16 protein-coding genes and 1 pseudogene are annotated in these 18,849 nt (G+C 48.3%); 14 read left to right on the forward strand and 3 right to left on the reverse strand.

What is annotated here, in order from left to right; translation table 11 throughout:
• Nucleotides 1-32 precede the first annotated feature (32 nt).
• Nucleotides 33-767, reverse strand: coding sequence for a glycosyltransferase family 2 protein (locus HH216_RS07970; protein WP_169550342.1), 735 nt, complete (start codon nucleotides 765-767; stop codon nucleotides 33-35).
• 390 nt (nucleotides 768-1,157) lie between these two features.
• Between HH216_RS07970 and HH216_RS07975 the strand changes: the two genes are divergently transcribed.
• From HH216_RS07975 to HH216_RS07995, 6 genes are all read left to right on the forward strand, one after another.
• Nucleotides 1,158-1,961 carry a glycosyltransferase family 2 protein gene (locus HH216_RS07975; protein WP_169550343.1) on the forward strand — a complete coding sequence of 268 codons (804 nt, stop codon included), beginning with the start codon at nucleotides 1,158-1,160 and terminating at the stop codon, nucleotides 1,959-1,961.
• Between the two features lie 483 nt (nucleotides 1,962-2,444).
• Nucleotides 2,445-2,942, forward strand: coding sequence for a glycosyltransferase family protein (locus tag HH216_RS07980; protein WP_169550344.1), 498 nt, complete (start codon nucleotides 2,445-2,447; stop codon nucleotides 2,940-2,942).
• A 254-nt stretch (nucleotides 2,943-3,196) separates the two neighbouring features.
• The gene (locus HH216_RS07985) at nucleotides 3,197-3,673 is read left to right on the forward strand and encodes a hypothetical protein (protein ID WP_169550345.1); all 477 of its coding nucleotides are present in this window, start codon (nucleotides 3,197-3,199) and stop codon (nucleotides 3,671-3,673) included.
• Between the two features lie 35 nt (nucleotides 3,674-3,708).
• The gene (locus HH216_RS07990) at nucleotides 3,709-4,491 is read left to right on the forward strand and encodes a hypothetical protein (protein ID WP_169550346.1); all 783 of its coding nucleotides are present in this window, start codon (nucleotides 3,709-3,711) and stop codon (nucleotides 4,489-4,491) included.
• A 155-nt stretch (nucleotides 4,492-4,646) separates the two neighbouring features.
• Nucleotides 4,647-4,928: a glycosyltransferase family protein gene (locus HH216_RS26595; protein ID WP_332871507.1), complete on the forward strand. Its 282-nt coding sequence runs from the start codon at nucleotides 4,647-4,649 to the stop codon at nucleotides 4,926-4,928.
• 143 nt (nucleotides 4,929-5,071) lie between these two features.
• A complete protein-coding gene (locus HH216_RS07995; RefSeq protein WP_169550347.1) occupies nucleotides 5,072-6,004 on the forward strand; it encodes a glycosyltransferase in 933 nt (310 codons plus the stop codon).
• On the opposite strand, the gene HH216_RS08000 is transcribed toward HH216_RS07995, so the two are convergent.
• Nucleotides 5,982-7,607: a glycosyl hydrolase family 28-related protein gene (locus HH216_RS08000; RefSeq protein WP_169550348.1), complete on the reverse strand. Its 1,626-nt coding sequence runs from the start codon at nucleotides 7,605-7,607 to the stop codon at nucleotides 5,982-5,984. The genes HH216_RS07995 and HH216_RS08000 overlap by 23 nt on opposite strands.
• 37 nt (nucleotides 7,608-7,644) lie before the next feature.
• Nucleotides 7,645-9,405 (reverse strand): hypothetical protein, encoded by a 1,761-nt coding sequence (locus HH216_RS08005; RefSeq protein ID WP_174842703.1) that lies wholly within the window; start codon nucleotides 9,403-9,405, stop codon nucleotides 7,645-7,647.
• A 276-nt stretch (nucleotides 9,406-9,681) separates the two neighbouring features.
• On the opposite strand from HH216_RS08005, the gene HH216_RS25775 reads away from it, so the two are divergent.
• From HH216_RS25775 to HH216_RS08040, 8 genes and pseudogenes are all read left to right on the forward strand, one after another.
• Nucleotides 9,682-10,209, forward strand: coding sequence for a hypothetical protein (locus HH216_RS25775; RefSeq protein ID WP_254448732.1), 528 nt, complete (start codon nucleotides 9,682-9,684; stop codon nucleotides 10,207-10,209).
• A complete protein-coding gene (locus HH216_RS08010; RefSeq protein WP_254448733.1) occupies nucleotides 10,155-11,369 on the forward strand; it encodes a TMF family protein in 1,215 nt (404 codons plus the stop codon). Before HH216_RS25775 ends, HH216_RS08010 begins: the two co-directional genes overlap by 55 nt.
• Before the next feature lie 168 nt (nucleotides 11,370-11,537).
• Nucleotides 11,538-11,903: a T9SS type A sorting domain-containing protein gene (locus HH216_RS08015; RefSeq protein WP_254448734.1), complete on the forward strand. Its 366-nt coding sequence runs from the start codon at nucleotides 11,538-11,540 to the stop codon at nucleotides 11,901-11,903.
• A 255-nt stretch (nucleotides 11,904-12,158) separates the two neighbouring features.
• Nucleotides 12,159-13,538: a sugar transferase gene (locus HH216_RS08020; RefSeq protein WP_169550349.1), complete on the forward strand. Its 1,380-nt coding sequence runs from the start codon at nucleotides 12,159-12,161 to the stop codon at nucleotides 13,536-13,538.
• Nucleotides 13,539-13,574: 36 nt separating this feature from the next.
• Nucleotides 13,575-14,978, forward strand: a complete 1,404-nt coding sequence (locus HH216_RS08025) for a capsule assembly Wzi family protein (RefSeq protein WP_254448735.1) — start codon at nucleotides 13,575-13,577, stop codon at nucleotides 14,976-14,978.
• 243 nt (nucleotides 14,979-15,221) lie between these two features.
• On the forward strand, nucleotides 15,222-16,472 hold the full coding sequence (locus tag HH216_RS08030) for a serine hydrolase domain-containing protein (protein WP_169550350.1): 1,251 nt from the start codon (nucleotides 15,222-15,224) through the stop codon (nucleotides 16,470-16,472).
• A 64-nt stretch (nucleotides 16,473-16,536) separates the two neighbouring features.
• On the forward strand, nucleotides 16,537-17,448 hold the full coding sequence (locus tag HH216_RS08035) for an alpha/beta hydrolase (RefSeq protein ID WP_169550351.1): 912 nt from the start codon (nucleotides 16,537-16,539) through the stop codon (nucleotides 17,446-17,448).
• 215 nt (nucleotides 17,449-17,663) lie between these two features.
• A pseudogene (locus HH216_RS08040) lies at nucleotides 17,664-18,829 on the forward strand (PepSY-associated TM helix domain-containing protein).
• Nucleotides 18,830-18,849 lie beyond the last annotated feature (20 nt).

Here is an 18,849-nt window from a genome sequence, read left to right on the forward strand (position 1 = left end):
AATGGCTCAGCGTCAATCAGGCGCTGAATGGGCTACACGCGGTGACCATAGAGAATGAAGCGGAGTTGCTTCTGCCAGTAATATGCTCTCAATAGGAAAGACAGTGTTCTGTCTTTCCATTTGTTTCGCACGTACGAAGATCGAACCGCATTTGTTTCTGACAACGAACCATGCAACTCGCTACTGGCTCCTCCCGTAGCACAATCAGCTACTATAATCGGAACGTACTGCGTCTTAGCGTGCTGTACGTATAGTTTCAAGTTAAGATCGTAATCGGATACGATTTTCAGATCCGTTCTGTATCGGTATCCGGAAAAGACAGCCGAATTGTAAAACGCACTCTGGTGATGAACGGTATTCTGCAACATCGTTCGGATTCCCATAAACGATTGCATTCGGTGACCGTTATCAAACATAACATCACCAAATACCATGTCGTACTCTGATTTTAACATTGGCCTCATTTGTTCAAAAACGTCGGGCCTCAATGTGTCATCTCCACCTAGAAAATAAAGCCATTTACCTGTCGAGCGATTTATTCCTTTATTCATCGCATCATATATACCGCCGTCTGGCTCGGTTATCCAGCCCGTTATCTGGTTTTCGTACTGGCGTATTAATTCAACCGACCCATCGGTACTCCCACCGTCAATTATCCAGTATTCGAATAAATCTTTCTTTTGACTTAAAACGCTTTTTAACGTTGCCTCCAACGTTGGTCGTGCATTGTAAACTACCGTTATTACGGATATGAGAGGACGAGCCATACTTCAAAGCGTGTTCGGAAATTGAAAAAGCCTGGTAACGTGTTCAACTTTGTGGTCGCCAAACGATAAAGCTATGACCAAACAGCGGGAGCTACTAACCGCCCCGGCAGCCTAGCGACTACTAGCGGGCCGCAATTTCGCCTTTTTTCAACCTTTAACGCAAGCACGACCTGCGTAAGATTCCCGACTGTATTTTGTGGCTTCTCCGCATAAGCTAAACTACAGCTGTATTGACGTTTCAAGTTCAGGCAGCTTTACCAAAAAGTCTCCGTCATCCCGAGTAGTACAACCTATATCACGTTGTTCGCAAGATTTTGCATAGTAATTTTGAATTGAAGTGATCGCGTCTCTGCTCTCGCAGGCGTCTTTCAATAAACTAAGCAGGAAACAATGTACGCTGATACAAGTAATGTACCCGATTCATCTACACCTTCAACTTCGTATCCCAGGGTTACGATAATTACCGCTGTATATAATGCTCAAAACTATCTGGAAGAGTGCATATTGAGCGTAATAAATCAGACTTATACAAACTTTGAATATATAATAATCGATGGAGGTTCAACGGATAATACCATCGATATCATCAAGAAATATCAGGATAAGATTAGCTATTGGAAAAGCGAGCCTGATAACGGAATTTATGACGCGTGGAATAAAGGTTTAGCACAGGCAGAAGGCGAGTGGATTTCATTTGTTGGTGCCGACGATCAACTTTTACCCGACGCTATCGATACTTATGTAAACCATATTATTAACCACCCCAGGCAACATAGATTACAATTTGTATCTTCCCGAATTGAGTTGGTGGACGAGAAGTTAACGCCATTGCGTATCGTAGGTGAAGCCTGGACCTGGGAATACTTTAAACTAAGTATGATAACCTGGCACGTTGGGGCTTTTCACTCCAAACGTTTGTTCAAAGAGTATGGTATTTTCGATTCATCATACAAAATTTCTGGCGATTACGAACTACTTCTTCGTCCCCGTAATCATTTGATTACTTCTTTCATTGATCATTTGACCGTTAGGATGCGGACTGGTGGTACGAGTGCTAAAAACCTTGCCAGAGCCAGTGAGGAAACATACCGCGCTAAAATAAAAAACAGAATTATATCGCCCTTGAAGGGAAATATCATGATTTATGTTGACAGGCTTCGTTTGCTCATCAGATCGTTTGAGGGTGGAAGATAACACTATACACATTTACCTCTGGTGAGCATTGGCGGGAGTGAACAAAAACGGATAGACCGAAGCAAAAAATGACGAAGTAAATCGATATTGTCTGTAAGAAAGCGTCAAAATATTCTGTCACAATCAACGTTGCCTTTCTTTGGAGGAAATCAAATGGGGGCGTACCTGCCGGTTATATGGTTACACCCTTATTGCGCGTGCGGCAAGGTATAATCTGATTACTGCTAAGCAACTTCATCCATATACAAACCTTTCGGACGATTTGGGTACGGTTCATGTGGATTAATAATAGTAAGTCATGAACTGAAGCGAATAGACTACCTTTGTTGTCTCTTGCGGAACATGTTCTGGATGGGAGAAAAGTTTCAGGAATAGCCTGAGGATGTGAGAAATGGTCAGGTCAACTCTTCCCGAATTGCATGGTCAGGTGCTTCTTCCAGATTCAGAAGCGTATGTGTCGCTGCATTTGCACAGTTACCTGAAATGATAAAAACGGCTGAAGTAGCTACGTGCGTTGTGGTGTACAATAGCCCTTTGTCGCGGTTGGCAGCTATTGAAACTTACCGGATGCAGGTAGATAAATTCTACATCATCGATAATTCGGAAGGCGCGAGAACCGGTTTAGCCAATCATTTGATGGGCTTGCCCGACGTGGTTTATCTGACCAACGGGAAGAACGAAGGGATTGCTTCCGCGCTGAACTGGGCGGCTTCGGAAGCCGTAGCGGCTGCGCATTCAATCGAAAAAGGTAAAGTGCCACGCGAAGGATCGTATAGGAAAGTGCTTTTTATGATGACTTCCGGCAATCTGCTCAGTCTTGCCGTTTATAGGCAAGCCGGCCCTTTTCGGGCAGACTCCTTCACTAATCATGTCGATCATGACTACGGCTTACGGATCAATCAGGCGCAATTCGAGGTACTTGAGTTGCCTTATCTGGAGCTGATTCGTCAGTCAGGCAAACGAAGAAAATTGGCCGGATAAATACAACCTACGTATCTCATTCCCCGGCGCGAGTCTGTTATAGTGTTCGGGGTGAACAGTCGATGGTTCAGAAGTACAGGCTATTTTTCCGGCATATCACCGCAGAATGTATTTTGTGCTGATGAGAGAATTTCTCAAAAATATTATTTCTCGAACCGCAAATAATGAGTCGACTACGTTTGTCGTACAAGGATTTATTCGATAAACAGATTGGTCAGTTAGGAAAACTGGTCGAGTGAAAATAGTTTGTAGATATGGCTATCAGTTTTGACTTGTTGCCCGAATTGATTGGTTATTCCATTCTGATGGGCATAATTTACTTTTTACTGTATTGGCGGTACATCTATTCGGTAATAGACCCCCTAATTACGTTTGTTATCACCTGCGTGTTTGGGAGCGTTCTGGTTATAGAAGCACTCGATGACCCTAAGCAGATAATCCATTTTTTTGTTTGTCAGTTGTGCGTATTCCTAGGTTTTGCGTGGGTTCAGCAGCGAACGGGTAATCCTGCGTTACAGAAAGTCTGGCAGGGAGTTGATGTTCGTTCAGATATTGCGTTGCTACGCTCCCTGGTTTATATTTTTCTGGCTATTTACCTGTTATCAAATCTGTTTCTGTTCTACACCAAAGGCATTGCTTTATTTTCGGATACCCCATCAAGCGACAAAGTCACTAATTACCAGGGGGGGTTTGGTTTGTTTAGAAAAATCAACCTGGCAATCGGGGGGTAGCAAGTACCGGGCTAACCTTTCTTTACCTGGACAGAATGCGTAAGCGTGATCTGGCCTGGCTGGTGGTGATGATGGCAGTAGGATCGCTCGAAGGGTCGAAAGGGGCGCTGGTTCGCTACGTACTATGCTTTGGTATGTTTTTGTATCATCCCGCATTTCGTCACCGCCGTGACCTGCTGAAGCGGATTCAACGTCTGGTACCTCTGGCGCTGGTGGGGGTGTTTGGCGTGTTTTTTACAGTGCTGTTCAGAGAAAACAGCACAACGGATGAGGCACTGCTGGCCTTCGTACGGCGGCTTCTGTACGGAGCCGACGTCATATTGTTCTATTATCAGCCGGCCAACGTCGATTATTTTGCCCGCTTTTCGGCTTTGGATTATCCCAGCTACGTTATCAATCCGATTGTGGGATTTTTCCGATTGACCCCCTATCAGGAAGCATTCGGTAACGTAATGGTTGAAAATGCGCTACCCCCCGGCGTGACGCTTGATGTGATAGTAGGGCCAAACTCCCCTTTCTACACCGAAGGGCAGATTTTCTTTGGGTATTACGGAGCTTTCGTTTACAGTTTTCTGATAGGAGCACTGACCAGTTACCTGCGTACGCTATATTTTTCGCTGGTTAAGTGCTCCGCGTTTATGCTGGTTCTGATGAATACAATGGTCCTCTATTCGTTGTCTTTCCTAACGGATGTCAGGATGACGGTTGGTATGCTGTTCGATACGTTTTTATTTGTGGTTCCGCTGTACCTGGTGGTTTCTCTGCTGATTCGCCACCGGTTTGTTGTCCGCCAGATTCGTTTTTCTTTATCACGGTAACAAACGACGCAGAATGAATCGTGTCAGTGTTTACATGGCCACGTTCAACGGAAAGAAATATATCCGGCGGCAGTTGCTTTCCATTCTCGCTCAGTTACGACATGATTCTGCTGGCCGATCAGGATGATGTATGGTTACCGGACAAGGTCGGAAAAATGCACGCGCTCCTGCAAAGTAATGACCTGGTACTGTCTGACTGCCAGGTTGTCAACGAAAAGAGTACAATTATTCACGAATCATTTTTCAGACATCGGGGCAGCAGAACCGGCTTCCAGCACAATCTGTATAAAAACTCCTACGTTGGTTGCTGCATGGCCTTTCGCCGGGAGATCGTAAAATACGTACTGCCCTTTCCACCGAGGGTGCATATACACGATTGGTGGATTGGCTTACTGGTAGAAGCGAAAGGGCGCGTGTGTTTTTTTCCTAGCCACTAATTCAGTACGTGCGACACGGCAACAATACATCTCCCACCGGAGAGGGTGGTTATGGGATCGTTGAACGAGTAGCAAACAGCTTTTTTCTGATGCTGTTCCTGATAAAACGAATCTGGAGAATCCGTAAATCTTAAACCGACTACATGATTTCAATAGTTATCCCTGTTTATAATGCTGCTGCGTATCTGCCTGCTCTGTTAGCGCGCCTGCGTGAGCAAACGATGCCCCATGAACTGATTCTGATCGACTCTGAATCGGATGAGCGCACGCAGCAGATTTATAGAGATGAAAAGGTGAACGTCGTTCGGATAAAAAAAACCGAATTTAACCACGGCACCACCCGTAACCTGGGACTGCGAATAGCGCAGTACGACACCGTTGCTTTTATGACTCAGGATGCCTTGCCCGCTTCGGCCGAAACGCTGCAACGGTTGGTCGAAGCGCTCAACAGCCGTCAGGATATTGCTATGGCCTACGGTCGGCAACTGCCTTACCCCGAAACGGGCTTTTTTGGTCAGTTCGCCCGGATTATTAACTACCCTGATACCAGCGTAATTAAAACAAGGGAGCTGATTCCGGAGATGGGGGTAAAAACCTGCTCCTGCTCCAACTCGTTCGCCATTTACAAAAAACAGGAATTGCTGAACGTCGGCGGATTTCCGTCCGATACGATTTTAGGCGAAGATGTATCGGTAGCAGCCCGGTTTATTTTGCAGGGCAAAGCAGTAGCTTACTGTGCGGAGGCTCAGGTATTCCACTCGCACGATTACACGGTACTGGAAGAATTTAAGCGTTACTTCGACATAGGCGTGTTTCACCAGGAGCAGCAGGCGGTTTTGAAAGAATTTACGCGGGCCGAATCGGAAGGGTTTAAGTACGTTATGCAGGAGTGGCAATACCTGAGTCGGCACCATCAGATTGCGCTTGTTCCGAATCAACTGGTACGGGTGGCGGCTAAATACATAGGGTATAAAATGGGACGCCTAGAACGGTTGTTTCCCAGACGTCTCAAAAGCAAAATCAGTATGCACCCTGGTTTTTGGCATACATCCGTTACAGCAGCAGCGAATCATTAACCAGAAAGTCAGTCTGTAGCTCGGCTACACCGTTGTAAAAAACCGGTTCTCCCGTGCCACTACCCGTCACGCGGGGCGTAACGGTAACAGTGCCAATTCGGTTGCTGAAAGAAATGTCTACCAGCACGCCGACGACGTCCAGATAAGCAGGATTCGTCACGCTTTTGTCCAGAATAATAACTGTGGCCGAGGGCGCATCGATGGTTCCCACGTTGTTCTGGTTGACGATAAGTTGTGCCTGAAAGGTTAATACCGCGCTGCCCCCGGAGCCATAACTTCCTGCCTGAATAACGCCGTCAATCCACGCCCGATAGTAGCCTCCCCGGCCGTTGCTGGAGGCTGTGTTGTCGGCCTGCGTAAACTGCAACGCATTGACTGTCGAAACCGACCCGTTTTGGCCGGCACCTAGCCGGTTGTTGGACAACTGCCGAAGTTTCCCGCCTTTTTTTTCGAAGGGCTTGTACGTGTTGAACAGCATATTGGCCGACTTCATGAGCAGGTTTGGGGAGATGATAAACTGGTTGCTCGTAATGTCATAACAAGTTATCTCACTGTTGATCATCGAGCCGGCCGCCGGGGTGTTTGCGTTGCTGTCCAGCGCATGGTACACCACATAGCGGTTACTTCGCTCAGCTACTACGGGCAGGGTTATACGCAGTTTCAACCCCTTTACCGTGCAATTTGTCAGATCAACCAATTCCGTAGAGGGCGATGTTGCGTTCGATGAGGTTAAGTCGAGATCGTTCCCTTCAAATCCGGCATTCAGTACCCGCAAAACCCGCGAGAATGATTCAATGTTGGCGTGTATCTTGAGGTTGGTTGTGTACTGCACGCACAGAATGGCGGTTTCGTTCGTGCCCGTATTGGCCGACAGACGGGATATATAGCCCTGGAAGTTGAGGTTATTGACGCCTAGCAAAACCATGGCCGGCTGGCGTTTCTCGTACGTCTGCAAAGACGTGCCGTTGATGCTTGTGACACCCATCGACCCGGCATCGGTAGGCAATGTCTGGAAAGGGCTGATAACGGTGTAATTGGTACCTGAGGGACTCAGGTTCGTCACGTAGCTCATAATCAAGGGTGTATTGGCGCGAACCAGGCATTCGTGGATGTAGAATTCTTCGCTACGTACGTTCAGAATGCCAATCGAACCGAATCCGCCATTGGCTGATGGCTGATCCGTCATTTCAAAATAGCATTGCCGGATACCACAGTTCAAACCGCCGTTGCTGGTCAGGGCAAAAAGAACGCCCGTCGTCGACCGATTGCCCCGGTCCGACGTAATGAACGTAAAACCCTCGCAGCCCGATATCGAAGAGCCGCTGAAGTCAAACATCACACCGCCGGTGTTGCCCAATATGATGGTGTTCAGGTATGAGCCGCCGTCGCCTTTTAACCAAAGGCCATTCGTGTTGGTCAGATTAATAGGCCCTCCAATGAAGTAATACCCGGCCGGGAAAAAGATGGTAACCCGGTACCTGACAGCAGAGTTATTGGCCAGGGTAAGGTTCTTTGCATAATCCACCGCTCTCTGTATGGCAGCCCGGTCATCCGTAGAACCGTCTCCCGTAGCTCCAAACTGAGCGTCCTTTACGTTAATCATCGCTTACTGGTTTGTCGTATTTACGTTCTAAGTGTTATCAACCCGAATACCGGTACTGGAAACGTCGGTCTGGCGCACTATCACCATGCAAAAAGAATTCCGTTATGTCATTCAAGCGCTGAATATTGTCGGCCCAATGAAAATCAATGCGAAGCGTTTTGCCTGTTTGCTTCACCACCGATTTCGGCAGGCCGATTTCTAGTTCATTAGCCGCATAGCGTAAGTTAGCTACTCCCACTTTACTCCACGACTTTCCATTCCAGCGACTGACCGACGTCGCATTACCATTTACCTGCTGGTTCAATAGCAAATCATAGCCAGACCAGCCAGTTTTGTCCGATTGATCTATGTCTATGAAAAGGAGCATCCAGTTTTTGCCCATTGACGATGTTAGCTTTTGACTGGTCCTAGCGTAGAAATAAATGTTCTTGGCATCATGAGTTACTTTGGTGCCTACAATATCGTTGCGCCCGGTAGTATTGATATACCTGAGTTTATTGTCAGCCCCAGGCCAGTTTCGATGCATTGTATCGCCAACCGGATCAACGAAGTAAGGGGTTACAGTTTGCCATTCGTCAAACTTACCATCGATGATAATTGTGCGAGGGGGGCTGACCGGACTGGGAGCAGGTAGGCCTTTGAATCGGCGGATGTTGGCCACAAGCTGGTAGTAGTAGTTGTCGGAATAGCCGCCCTTCATCGGATCAATGTCGCGGTTATACTCCTCGTTATACAGGTCGATAAAGAAAGTCTGTCCCTGCTTGAGCGGTCTTCCCAGAAAGTTGGCCGCCTTTGTACGGGCAGATGGGCTGACCTTGTTTATATGCCTTTGAGCAACCCATTCGTTCCAGCCTGTGACAAAAACCACTTCGGGGTCAACCTGAAGTGCTCTCTGCCATTGTTCATTGAAATATGTTCCCTGTCTGGTTTGCTGAGTAACTCCGAATCGGGCTGTTGGCTCCGTCTTGCCTTTCCGAAAGCTCTTGCCGATGTTGTTGTCGTAAGGGTGGCTGGCAACCGCCACCGGTATTTCCTCCGGAATCGAGGGATTTTTATCCCACCCATAATTTTGGGGTGTCCGGTCAAGCCACTGCCAGTGATGAGGTTCGTTCCGGGCATTGGTCCAGGCCCAGCTATAGCGCCACGTAAAGAAGTTGCGGATACTGGCGTCGGTCATTTCTCCCTCCTTACCTAATATGAGCGGTTTACCCTGCCAGCGGAACCACAGTTCCGAGTATAGATTTTTTGAATAAAACTCATTGTACAAGACTGCAACTGTATTGGGGCTCCGCGTATACGTTACGAAACAGATGTAGGGAGTGGGTATTCCCTGATGACGCATTTCTGATGATATTGAACACAGTTTATGAATTACTGGCGTATACGTATCCCCATTAGTTACGTCCAGAAAAAGGATATCGACACCTGCGATGGTCAACAATTGAAGGTTTCGACGTATAACCCAGGGGTCATCTGACTTGAAATAGCCTACTTCTGGTTCGCCCCACCAATGCCAGGCGTTTTCCGGACCATACTGTGGGGCACTCGCGTTTTTCCGCAGTAGTGATGATATATCGTACACCGCTTTATCGCCGTATTGTCCCTGAAGCAGAAAATAAAAAATTCCGACGTATTTGTTGGGCCGGAATGGGCCGGTTGAAGCCCTAGTGAGGAGAGATCGTCCGGCACCATCGGTCGCCACCCAATCAGCACTAATAGGAGGGAGTATCGGTGATCCGGTGGGTAATAGCGTAGATTTAGAATTCGTTGACGTATCCGCAGGAAGCAACGTCGGCATAGCCAGAGCAAGATTAACCAAGAGAACTACGACCGTGAATAGTTTGGTTATTGACATATAAAGAGTTAACGGCTTTGCCTTAAATGGTGTTTTTATGGAATTTAACTTTGAGGTTAATTTAGGATCTGCATATGTAGATGTAAGAATTGTTATACCAATAAATAGCGGGTAAATCGCATTTCGAAGCTTAGATTGGCATGAACTGTGCGTAATTAATTGATACAAATTAAGTTTAGTCAGCAGTTTTGAAATACTTTTGATAGATAAAATCTCATTATGAACCGACTGTTACTTACAATCACGGCAAGTCTGGTTGGCAGCTACGTTGCCGCTCAGACAAATTATGTATCAACGGCTCCTGCCGCATCCAGTCCGGGCTCCGACAACACGCTGGTAGGTGTTGGGGCTGGTAATCTGAACATGAGTGGAGCCAGTAATTTGTTCATAGGCCGTGGAACAGGCATCCAAAATATGGCCGGAACACAAAACTCCTTTCTGGGCGCATTAGCTGGTAATCAAAATACGTCTGGTCAGAACAATGTATTCCTGGGCTACAGATCAGGATTTAACAACACAACAGGTAATAATAACCTCTTTTTAGGAACCGGTTCGGGGCTTAACAACCAGGTAGGATATAATAATACGTTCGGGGCTACAACTCCGGCTACTTTAATACTCGTGGTAATTACAATGCATTTTTCGGTAGCGGTTCTGGTTACGCTAATACTGAAGGAAGTAATAATACGTTCATGGGTGCGGATGCTGGCAGTGCAAACACGAGCGGAGTCAACAACACGTATATAGGTTCGTTGGCTGGTTCTGCTGGTAACACGGCGGCTCAGAATACATTCATCGGAGCTAGTTCTGGTTCAACAAACACCGGAGCGGCAAATACCTTTATTGGTTATCAGGCTGGTCAGAATAACCAAGGAGGAGGATATAATGTATTCATCGGCTCATCAGCTGGTGGTAACAACACGTCAGGGATTGGAAATCTTTTCGTAGGTCAACAGTCTGGGCTGGGAAATACTACTGGAAGTTACAATCTGTTCATGGGAAACAGTAGTGGAAGTTCTACAGTAGGTGGCTCAGGAAACACCGCTATCGGCGACGGATCCTTATTGAGAAACTCTGCCGGCGTACGTAACACGGCTATCGGACAATATGCGGGTGTGGAAAGCAGAAGCGATGAGAATGTGTTTATTGGCTTTGCCGCAGACGTTACCCCATCTACGCCTAATCTTACCAATGCAACTGCTATAGGAGCCCGTGCCCGGGTAAGTCAAAGCAATAGCATTGTGTTAGGAGCAAATGCTAATGTTGGTATCGGTACATCGGCTCCCGCTAATAAACTCGAAATTACTCAGGGTACAGCTGGCAACAGCGGCTTACGGTTCACTAATCTGACCTCTTCTGCATCGGCAGCAGTCGTGAATCAGACAAAATTTTTGACTGTCAATGCGCAGGGCGATGTAATCTTGGGTAGTTTGAATGGATCAGCTCGCCTAGGGGCTGAAGAAACGGCTGGAAGCTGGGCAGTTACTGGCGACAACATAGCCAACACAAATGCCGGTGGGGTGGTCATTGGGCCCGGGGTAAGCAAAACGCCTGTAGGATACCGCTTATTTGTCGCAGACGGCATTCTGACCGAAAAAGTAAAAGTTGCTGTGAAAAGCACCAACGATTGGTCTGACCGGGTATTCGAATCAGGGTATCATCTGCGTAATCTCAACGAAGTGGAGATGTTCATTAACCGGGAGAAGCACCTGCCGGGCGTTCCTTCAGCAGTAGAGGTGGTGAAAGAAGGAGTTGATGTAGGGCAGATGCAGGCTAAGTTGCTGGAGAAGGTCGAGGAACTGACGCTCTACGTAATTGACCTCAAAAAAGAAAACGATGTGCTGAAAAAGAAAAGCAAGGAGTTAGAGCGTCGGATTGGTAAAGTACAGGCTGCTAAACGGAAATAACATGCGCGTACTTCTAACTATTATCGGATGCTGTCTTGTCTTGGCTACGTATGGCCAAGCTGCTAAACAGTCTCTGCGTATCCAGCTTGAATACAAAGGGGAGGGGATTTTTTAGAGGAAGCCATTGAAAGCGTTGAAACTACGAGTTTGATCAGTAAATCGGCTAACGTGGAATACCGGGCTGGCAAGACGGTTCAACTGCTTCCTGGTTTTGAGGCTAAGTCAGGAAGCGTGTTTCTTGCTACTGTTCGTCCTGTTTTCTCCGAAGGTGAAAAAACGTTGCATTTGTCGGCTTTTCCCAACCCGTTCGAGCACGTAACGACAATAGAATATTATCTCCCAGCAGAGGGGAAAGTTGATTTGTGGATCTTAAATGCTCAAGGAGTAAGAGTCCGCCAGTTAATTAAAGAACAGAGTCAGGCTGCGGGGATGCACAGAGTAGAATGGAACGCAGAAGATGCTGTGCCAGGCGTTTATTTGCCTGTTGTCGAAAGTAATCAGCAGCGAATGACTACCAAGCTAGTAAAGAAGTGAGAAGTTAGTATCATATGTTGAAAAAGCCTGTATTCACAATGCAGGCTTTTTTTATTTACATGCACACGTATCTCTGTCTATACTAAGCCATTGGATAGAATAAAGACCATGCTTTTCTATTATCATTGTACTTTGTAGTGCTATACGGTCCTTTATGCAGGATAATTTTAAGATTATGAAGAACTCTTGGTATAACTAATGTACGCAGAGTTCGATAGCTGTTACTCGACGTTAAGTTGAATAAGCGAATAGATCATGCGACATCGATATTCTGTACTGTTTTTTCCACTCCATGTCATCATAGACTTTATTAGTCTAAACGTAGGCTTTGTAGGCGGGTATTGGATCAAGTTTGGGAATATTGAACCGGTAAGCCGGTTCCCTTATGAGTCGCTCTGGATTGCCTTTAATCTGGTTTGGCTGGTTGAGATCGTTGTTTTTAAACCGTATATATTCCCACGCCAACTTTTCAAGCTGGATCATTTACTGAAAAAGCTGGTATTATTGGTGGGCATTCATATGGCTGTTATTGCCATTTTCTGGGTAGCGGTTAAAGGCTTCTATTACTCGCGGGAACACCTTCTCATCACCTACGTCTTATTCATCACGCTGGCCTCACTGTTCCGGTTGGGCGGGCTACTCTTTCTGCGGGAATACCGAACCCGCGGGTACAATAATCGTCGATACGCTATTGCAGGCTACGGAAAGCTGGCCACTACAATTCGTGGCTTCTACGACGCCCACCCAGAAATGGGGTTTCACTTCTGTGGCTACTTCGATGAACCAACGGCCGAAAACCAAGCTCACCTGACGGCCTCGTATGCCGAATTGCAACACCATATTCAGCGCAACGAGATCGACTGCGTATACTGTTGTATGCCCTACGTGGATAACGAACAGCTACGGGCGATCGTAGATTCGGCTGAGCCAGCCAACTACCAGGTCAAGTTACTAATTGATTTTCGGGGGTTCCTGGCTAAAGGAACGTCGATGGAATATCACGACTTCCTGCCTGTAATCAATGTTTCGTCCCAGATGCTGCTCGACTTTAGGATCAATGTCCTGAAGCGGGCGTTTGATGTGGCTTTCTCTACACTGGCTTTAGGATTTGGCTCACCACTGTTGTTGTTTGTGGCGGCTATGACGAGAGCGACGTCGAAGGGCCCCGTGTTGTATGCGCAGGAGCGAATTGGTCGGGGAGGGAAACCATTCACGATCTATAAGTTTCGGAGTATGTATATCAACTCCGAAAGTGCTGGCCCTTTGTTGTCAGCAGGTACGGGCGATAACCGGATTACACCCTGGGGTCGGTTTATGCGGCAGACACGACTCGATGAGTTACCGCAGTTTTACAACGTGCTTAAAGGCGATATGTCGGTTGTCGGGCCTCGGCCTGAACGGCAATTTTTTATCGATCAAATCGTTGAAGTAGCACCGGAATACAAAGATCTGTTCAATGTGAAACCGGGAATTACCTCAATCGGGCAGGTTAAATTCGGGTATGCTGCCAGTATTGAGGAGATGGTGGAGCGGCTCCGATACGACCTGCTTTATCCCAAGCGTCGGTCTTTTCTTTACGATATGTGGATTATCGTGCTTACTGTACGGGTGATGGTACAGGGGCGTGGTAAATAACAGGTATTGAAAACGTAGGCTGACTCTCTCCCTGTTATGTACGTATTACGTTCCGTTTCCCTGGTAATACTGGTCAGCTGCTTGTGTCTGGTGAGCGCCATGGGACAATCAGCCGTACGCGATAGCCGTTATCTGGTAGAAGTTGGCACGCTTAGCGCTTCGGCCCAAACACCATTTTGGCTGAGGGCCAATCGATACGGTGTCGTGCCGCTGAAATCGCCATACGGGTGGGTGAATACAGGCATGTGGTCTGACTATCGGCCGGCTGACAGTTTGGGAAAACGACCTAAGGCTGACTGGGGCTATGGTGTCAATGCTGTGGTCAATGCCGGAGCAACTACGCAGGTGCTACTGCCTGAAGCGTACGTAAAAGGCAGGCTGGGTGCTCTTGAATTATACGTAGGCCGTCGGCGTGAAATTAACGGGCTGGTCGACACGTTGCTGACTACCGGTGCCTATTCGTGGTCGGGGAATGCACTGCCCATTCCTAAGATCCAATTATCTCTCCCTACCTACACGCCTATTCCTTTTACAAAGGGTATTATCTCCGTTCTTGGGGCATATTCACACGGCTGGTTCGAAAATAGTGACCGATACATAAAAGGATCATACCTGCACCAGACTTACCTGTACGGCCGCCTGGGAAAACCCACCTGGCGGTTTCGGTTATATGGCGGTTTTACCCATCAGGTGATCTGGGCGGGACATGCCGACCCACCTGGAATCATTCCGCCTTATTTGTCAGATAATGGCAAGCTGCCATCAGCGTTCAAGTACTACCCGGCGGTGGTAATCGGCGAACGAGGCTTATTCAGCGCCGATGATCCGGATGTGACCAGCTTTGAGGCAAACCGGATTGGTAATCATTTGGGATCGGTTGACTTTGCCGCCGACGTAAATATTGCCCACTGGAACCTGTTCATGTACCGGCAGTTTATGTACGACGACGGGTCGCTGTTTTATCTGACAAACATTCAGGACGGCCTGAACGGAATTCGATTGAAAAATCAAAAGACGCCAGATGGCGAAACGTTTTTTCTCAGACAGCTGACGTTGGAATATCTTTACACAGGAAGTCAGGGAGGAAACGAATTTGTGATCGATGATCCGTTACGGCGTGGTAACGACGACTACTTTAACCACGCTCAGTTCATCGACGGCTGGACTTACTTTGGACGCACGATTGGAAATCCATTCCTGACCCCAACGCTGGAAACGAACCCCAACTTACCTCATCGGCCGGGTATTACGAACAATCGCGTCAGCGCCGGTCATTTTGGTTTGAGTGCATTGCTGTTTGGTTCTGTCGATGTCATCGCTAAACTATCGTACAGTGTTAACGCGGGCACGTATCCAGCCCCATTTCTCAACAAACCCCGGCAGTTTTCAGGCTTCTTATCGGCGAATATACCGGTGAACGTATTTGGGGGACGACGCTGAGTGCAGCGGTAGCCGTAGATGCTGGGGGGGTGATACCAAACAGCGTAGGCGGATCGATCAGTCTACGAAAAACGGGCTTTCTCGGGAAACGATCAGCTGATTACACGAAATCGACCCCCTTTCGGTTACCTTAAAAAGCCTGCTGATTGACAGAAGAAAAAATGTTTGTCGATAGAGCAGGATTAGATACGCAGTCCGTTCTACTTTTACGGCATCAGTCGAATCGAATTAGTGGGAATCAGTATGGTGCAGACGCGTGGTTTGTGGAGTTGGGTAGTAAGTCTAGTAGTTGCCGGGCTGGTTGGAGCCTGCGGATCGAATACAGAAAAGCAGATAGCTAAGTCGGCTAATAATCTACGCAGCTGCGCCGACGAACAAAAGCTAAGTATGGCTCAACAGCAGGCGGTGCGTAAACAGATCAACGCCGATCAGAAATCAGAAGAAATAGAAGCCATTATTCGGCAGAAGGTACGCGAAGGGTTCAACGGCAATGTGCTGGTTGCGCAGAAAGGTATCGTACTTTATAAGAACTGCTTTGGGCTAGGGCACTTTGAGCGAGGGCAGCGCGATACGTTGGTCGATGACTCTAAATTTCAGCTGGCGTCGCTGTCTAAAACATTTACCGCCGTTGGGACGCTCAAACTTATCGAGATGGGTAAGCTAAGTCTCGATGATTCCATTCAGAAGTTTTACCCCGATTTTCCGTACCACGGTATCTCCGTTCGCGAACTGCTGAGTCACCGCAGTGGGTTGCCCAATTACGCGTACTCGTTTGACGACAGTATGAAGGTCAACTTCTACAAGCGGGAGAAGCCGTACCCGACCAACGCAATGATTATGCACTGGTTTGCGACGGTGAAGCCAACACCACAGCGCTACAATATTCCGGGTCGGGGATTTAGTTACAGCAACACCAATTACATGGTGCTGGCGTCGATCATCGAAAAGGTCACGAAGCAGAGTTACGAGTCATATATCAACAAAACGATTCTGGAGCCGCTGGGAATGCGCGAAACGTTCGTCGCAACCAGTCGTAACGAAGCGTTTAACCGCCACAAGACAGCGGGTTATCAGTGGAATCGGCGCATCCCGAAGGACTATTACGATGATGTTGTTGGGGACAAAGGCATCTACTCAACCATTGGTGATCTGTTTCGCTGGTACCGGGCGTTGAACGGTAACTGTATTCTGCAAAAGAAGACCATGGCCGAAGCCTTTATCCCCCGGAGCTTCGAGCGGAAAAGCACCAAAAACTACGGCTACGGTTTCCGCATGATGCTCGACGCCAACGATCAGCCCGAATTTATTTACCACTCTGGCTGGTGGAAAGGATATAACACCATGTTCTGGTTTAGCCCGAAAGATGAGTACGTTATCATCATGCTGGGCAACAAGTACAACAAGACGGTGTACCGCGTCAAGGAGCTGATCGAGGTGTTGCACGGTAAAGAAGCTGTACCGTCAGTGAACCAGGACGCCGAAGTTGAAATATGAGTAGAGCGGCTGGATGGCGTCGCTTTTTGTGCCGTTTAAACACTAACTCTTTGTGTACCGGCTCATGCGTACTCTTTTGCTCACCTGTCTGTTTGCTATTGTGCTAACCACCCTACACGCTCAGGAAGTAATCAAACTGTGGCCCGACGGGCAGATTCCCAACGCTATCGCCGGTGTGCCCGACAACGAAAAGGCGGAAATGGGAGCCGATGGCATCGCCCGGATTAGTAATGTCTCGACACCGACGCTGACAGTCTACAAACCAGCTGGCAAACCGACTGGCAGTGCCGTGATGATCTGCCCTGGCGGTGGTTACGGTATTCTGGCATCGGGGCATGAAGGCGAAGACATTGCCCGCTGGCTCAACGGTATGGGTGTCACCGCGTTTGTGCTCAAATACCGCCTGCCGAACGAAAAGCTGATGACCAGCCAACAGGAGGTACCGCTGATGGACGCCATGCAGGCGATGACGCTGATCCGTCAGAAGGCAGGGCAGTACGGCATAGATACCGGCAGAATAGGCGTAATGGGGTTCTCGGCAGGGGGGCACCTGGCATCGACACTGGCGACGCACTACAACAAGGGACCGAAGGCCAATGAACAGGCAAAGCCCAACTTCGCCATTCTGATTTATCCGGTCATTACGTTCGGTGAGAACACCCACAGCGGGTCGAAAAACAACCTGCTTGGTAAACTAAGCACCTCGCCGGAGATGGTGGCCTACTATTCCAATGAGTTGCAGGTTACCAGCCAGACTCCACCGACATTCCTCGTTCATTCGGAAGATGATAAAGCCGTCCCGGTTCAGAATAGTATTGATTTTTACCTCGCCTGTTTGAAAAACAACGTGCCAGCCGAGATGCACCTGTATCCGAAAGGCGGACACGGTTACGGGCTGCGGACGGCAAAATATGGTTCGCTCAACACATGGCCCGATACCTGTAAAGCATGGCTGACAGCGCTGGGTGCGATATAATACCAGACCTGTAAGCAGAAACGTGGCCCGTTGATCTTCGTAGATTGACGGGCCACGTTTTTCATAGCACATGCCTTGACCACGCGTTTTTACAGATTTCTGACCAGTAGAATGGTGTTATTTATAAGCAGTCTACATAAATTTGCCATGTGCAATCAGCATAGATAGACGCTTGATCTGGTAGGCGTTTGTACTACTCCCCAGTTGCTCTGGTTATGACGGCGAAGAAAGTTATTGGTAAACTGCATTTGTGGCTGGGGCTGGCATCCGGGCTTGTCGTATTCATCGTTGCGCTGACAGGCTGTTTGTACGCGTTTCAGGCCGAAATTCAGGATGCTACCCAGCCTTACCGGTTTGTAGAGGCTCAGCATAAGCCAATATTGCCCCCGTCGGTGCTGCGTTCAATTGCTGATCGTCAATTGCCCGGTAAGCAGGCCCACAGTGTAAACTACGCCGAAGCGGGCCGGTCGGTCACTGTCATCTATTATTCGCTGAGTGATACCTACTATTACGGCGTGTCGATCAACCCGTATACCGGGCAGGTGTTGAACGTTACTGACTATAACCAGACGTTTTTCCGGTGGGTACTCAACGGGCATTATTATCTCTGGTTACCACCAGCGATTGGTCAGCCCATTGTCGCGACGGCGACGCTGGTATTTGTGCTATTACTGCTGTCGGGGCTTGTCTTGTGGTGGCCGAAAAACCGAAAAGCTGCGAATCAGCGATTTTCAGTCAAGTGGTCAGCGAAGTGGCGTCGGGTCAATTACGATCTGCATAATGTGTTCGGCTTTTACGTGCTGATCGTCGGTTTGGTACTGGGCCTGACCGGGCTTGTTTGGGGCTTTCAGTGGTTCGCCAAAGCAATGTACTGGTCGACATCGGGCGGTAAGGCACTGGCGATGTACGCCGAACCGCTATCCGACACCACGCGCATGGGCATACAGCGCACACAACCCGCTACCGATTTGCTGTGGTCCCGGCTGATCCGGCAGCAGCCTGACCTGAAAAGCGTTGAAGTGCATTTTCCCGAGACAAATACCAGCTCGATTCTCATCAGTACCAATACCCTGCACGACAATACCTCGCGTACCGATTTCCGCTTCTACGATCAGCACACGCTGGCTGAGCAATCGGTCAGCCACCCATACGGGCGATACGAACAGGCATCGACCGCCGATAAAATTGCCCGTCTGAACTACGACATTCATACGGGGCGGTATGGGGGCTACCGGGTAAGTTGCTGATGTTTTTTGCCAGCCTGATTTGCGCCAGCCTGCCCATAACGGGTACCCTTATCTGGTGGGGACGGCGCTCGAAAACAAAACCTGTTCGGACCAAAGCCGCCATTCGGCAACCGGCCTCCAAAGCTCTGGTGTAGGGGCTATTTTGCATTGGACA

This window comes from Spirosoma rhododendri (assembly GCF_012849055.1).
Lineage (GTDB): Bacteria > Bacteroidota > Bacteroidia > Cytophagales > Spirosomataceae > Spirosoma > Spirosoma rhododendri.

Coding starts and splice junctions, on each gene's coding strand:
- HH216_RS07970 (WP_169550342.1), bottom strand. CDS start 767: ATGGCTCGTCCTCTCATATCCGTAATAACGGTAGTTTACAATGCACGA.
- HH216_RS07975 (WP_169550343.1), top strand. CDS start 1,158: ATGTACGCTGATACAAGTAATGTACCCGATTCATCTACACCTTCAACT.
- HH216_RS07980 (WP_169550344.1), top strand. CDS start 2,445: ATGATAAAAACGGCTGAAGTAGCTACGTGCGTTGTGGTGTACAATAGC.
- HH216_RS07985 (WP_169550345.1), top strand. CDS start 3,197: ATGGCTATCAGTTTTGACTTGTTGCCCGAATTGATTGGTTATTCCATT.
- HH216_RS07990 (WP_169550346.1), top strand. CDS start 3,709: ATGCGTAAGCGTGATCTGGCCTGGCTGGTGGTGATGATGGCAGTAGGA.
- HH216_RS26595 (WP_332871507.1), top strand. CDS start 4,647: ATGCACGCGCTCCTGCAAAGTAATGACCTGGTACTGTCTGACTGCCAG.
- HH216_RS07995 (WP_169550347.1), top strand. CDS start 5,072: ATGATTTCAATAGTTATCCCTGTTTATAATGCTGCTGCGTATCTGCCT.
- HH216_RS08000 (WP_169550348.1), bottom strand. CDS start 7,607: ATGATTAACGTAAAGGACGCTCAGTTTGGAGCTACGGGAGACGGTTCT.
- HH216_RS08005 (WP_174842703.1), bottom strand. CDS start 9,405: ATGCCGACGTTGCTTCCTGCGGATACGTCAACGAATTCTAAATCTACG.
- HH216_RS25775 (WP_254448732.1), top strand. CDS start 9,682: ATGAACCGACTGTTACTTACAATCACGGCAAGTCTGGTTGGCAGCTAC.
- HH216_RS08010 (WP_254448733.1), top strand. CDS start 10,155: ATGGGTGCGGATGCTGGCAGTGCAAACACGAGCGGAGTCAACAACACG.
- HH216_RS08020 (WP_169550349.1), top strand. CDS start 12,159: ATGCGACATCGATATTCTGTACTGTTTTTTCCACTCCATGTCATCATA.
- HH216_RS08025 (WP_254448735.1), top strand. CDS start 13,575: ATGTACGTATTACGTTCCGTTTCCCTGGTAATACTGGTCAGCTGCTTG.
- HH216_RS08030 (WP_169550350.1), top strand. CDS start 15,222: ATGGTGCAGACGCGTGGTTTGTGGAGTTGGGTAGTAAGTCTAGTAGTT.
- HH216_RS08035 (WP_169550351.1), top strand. CDS start 16,537: ATGCGTACTCTTTTGCTCACCTGTCTGTTTGCTATTGTGCTAACCACC.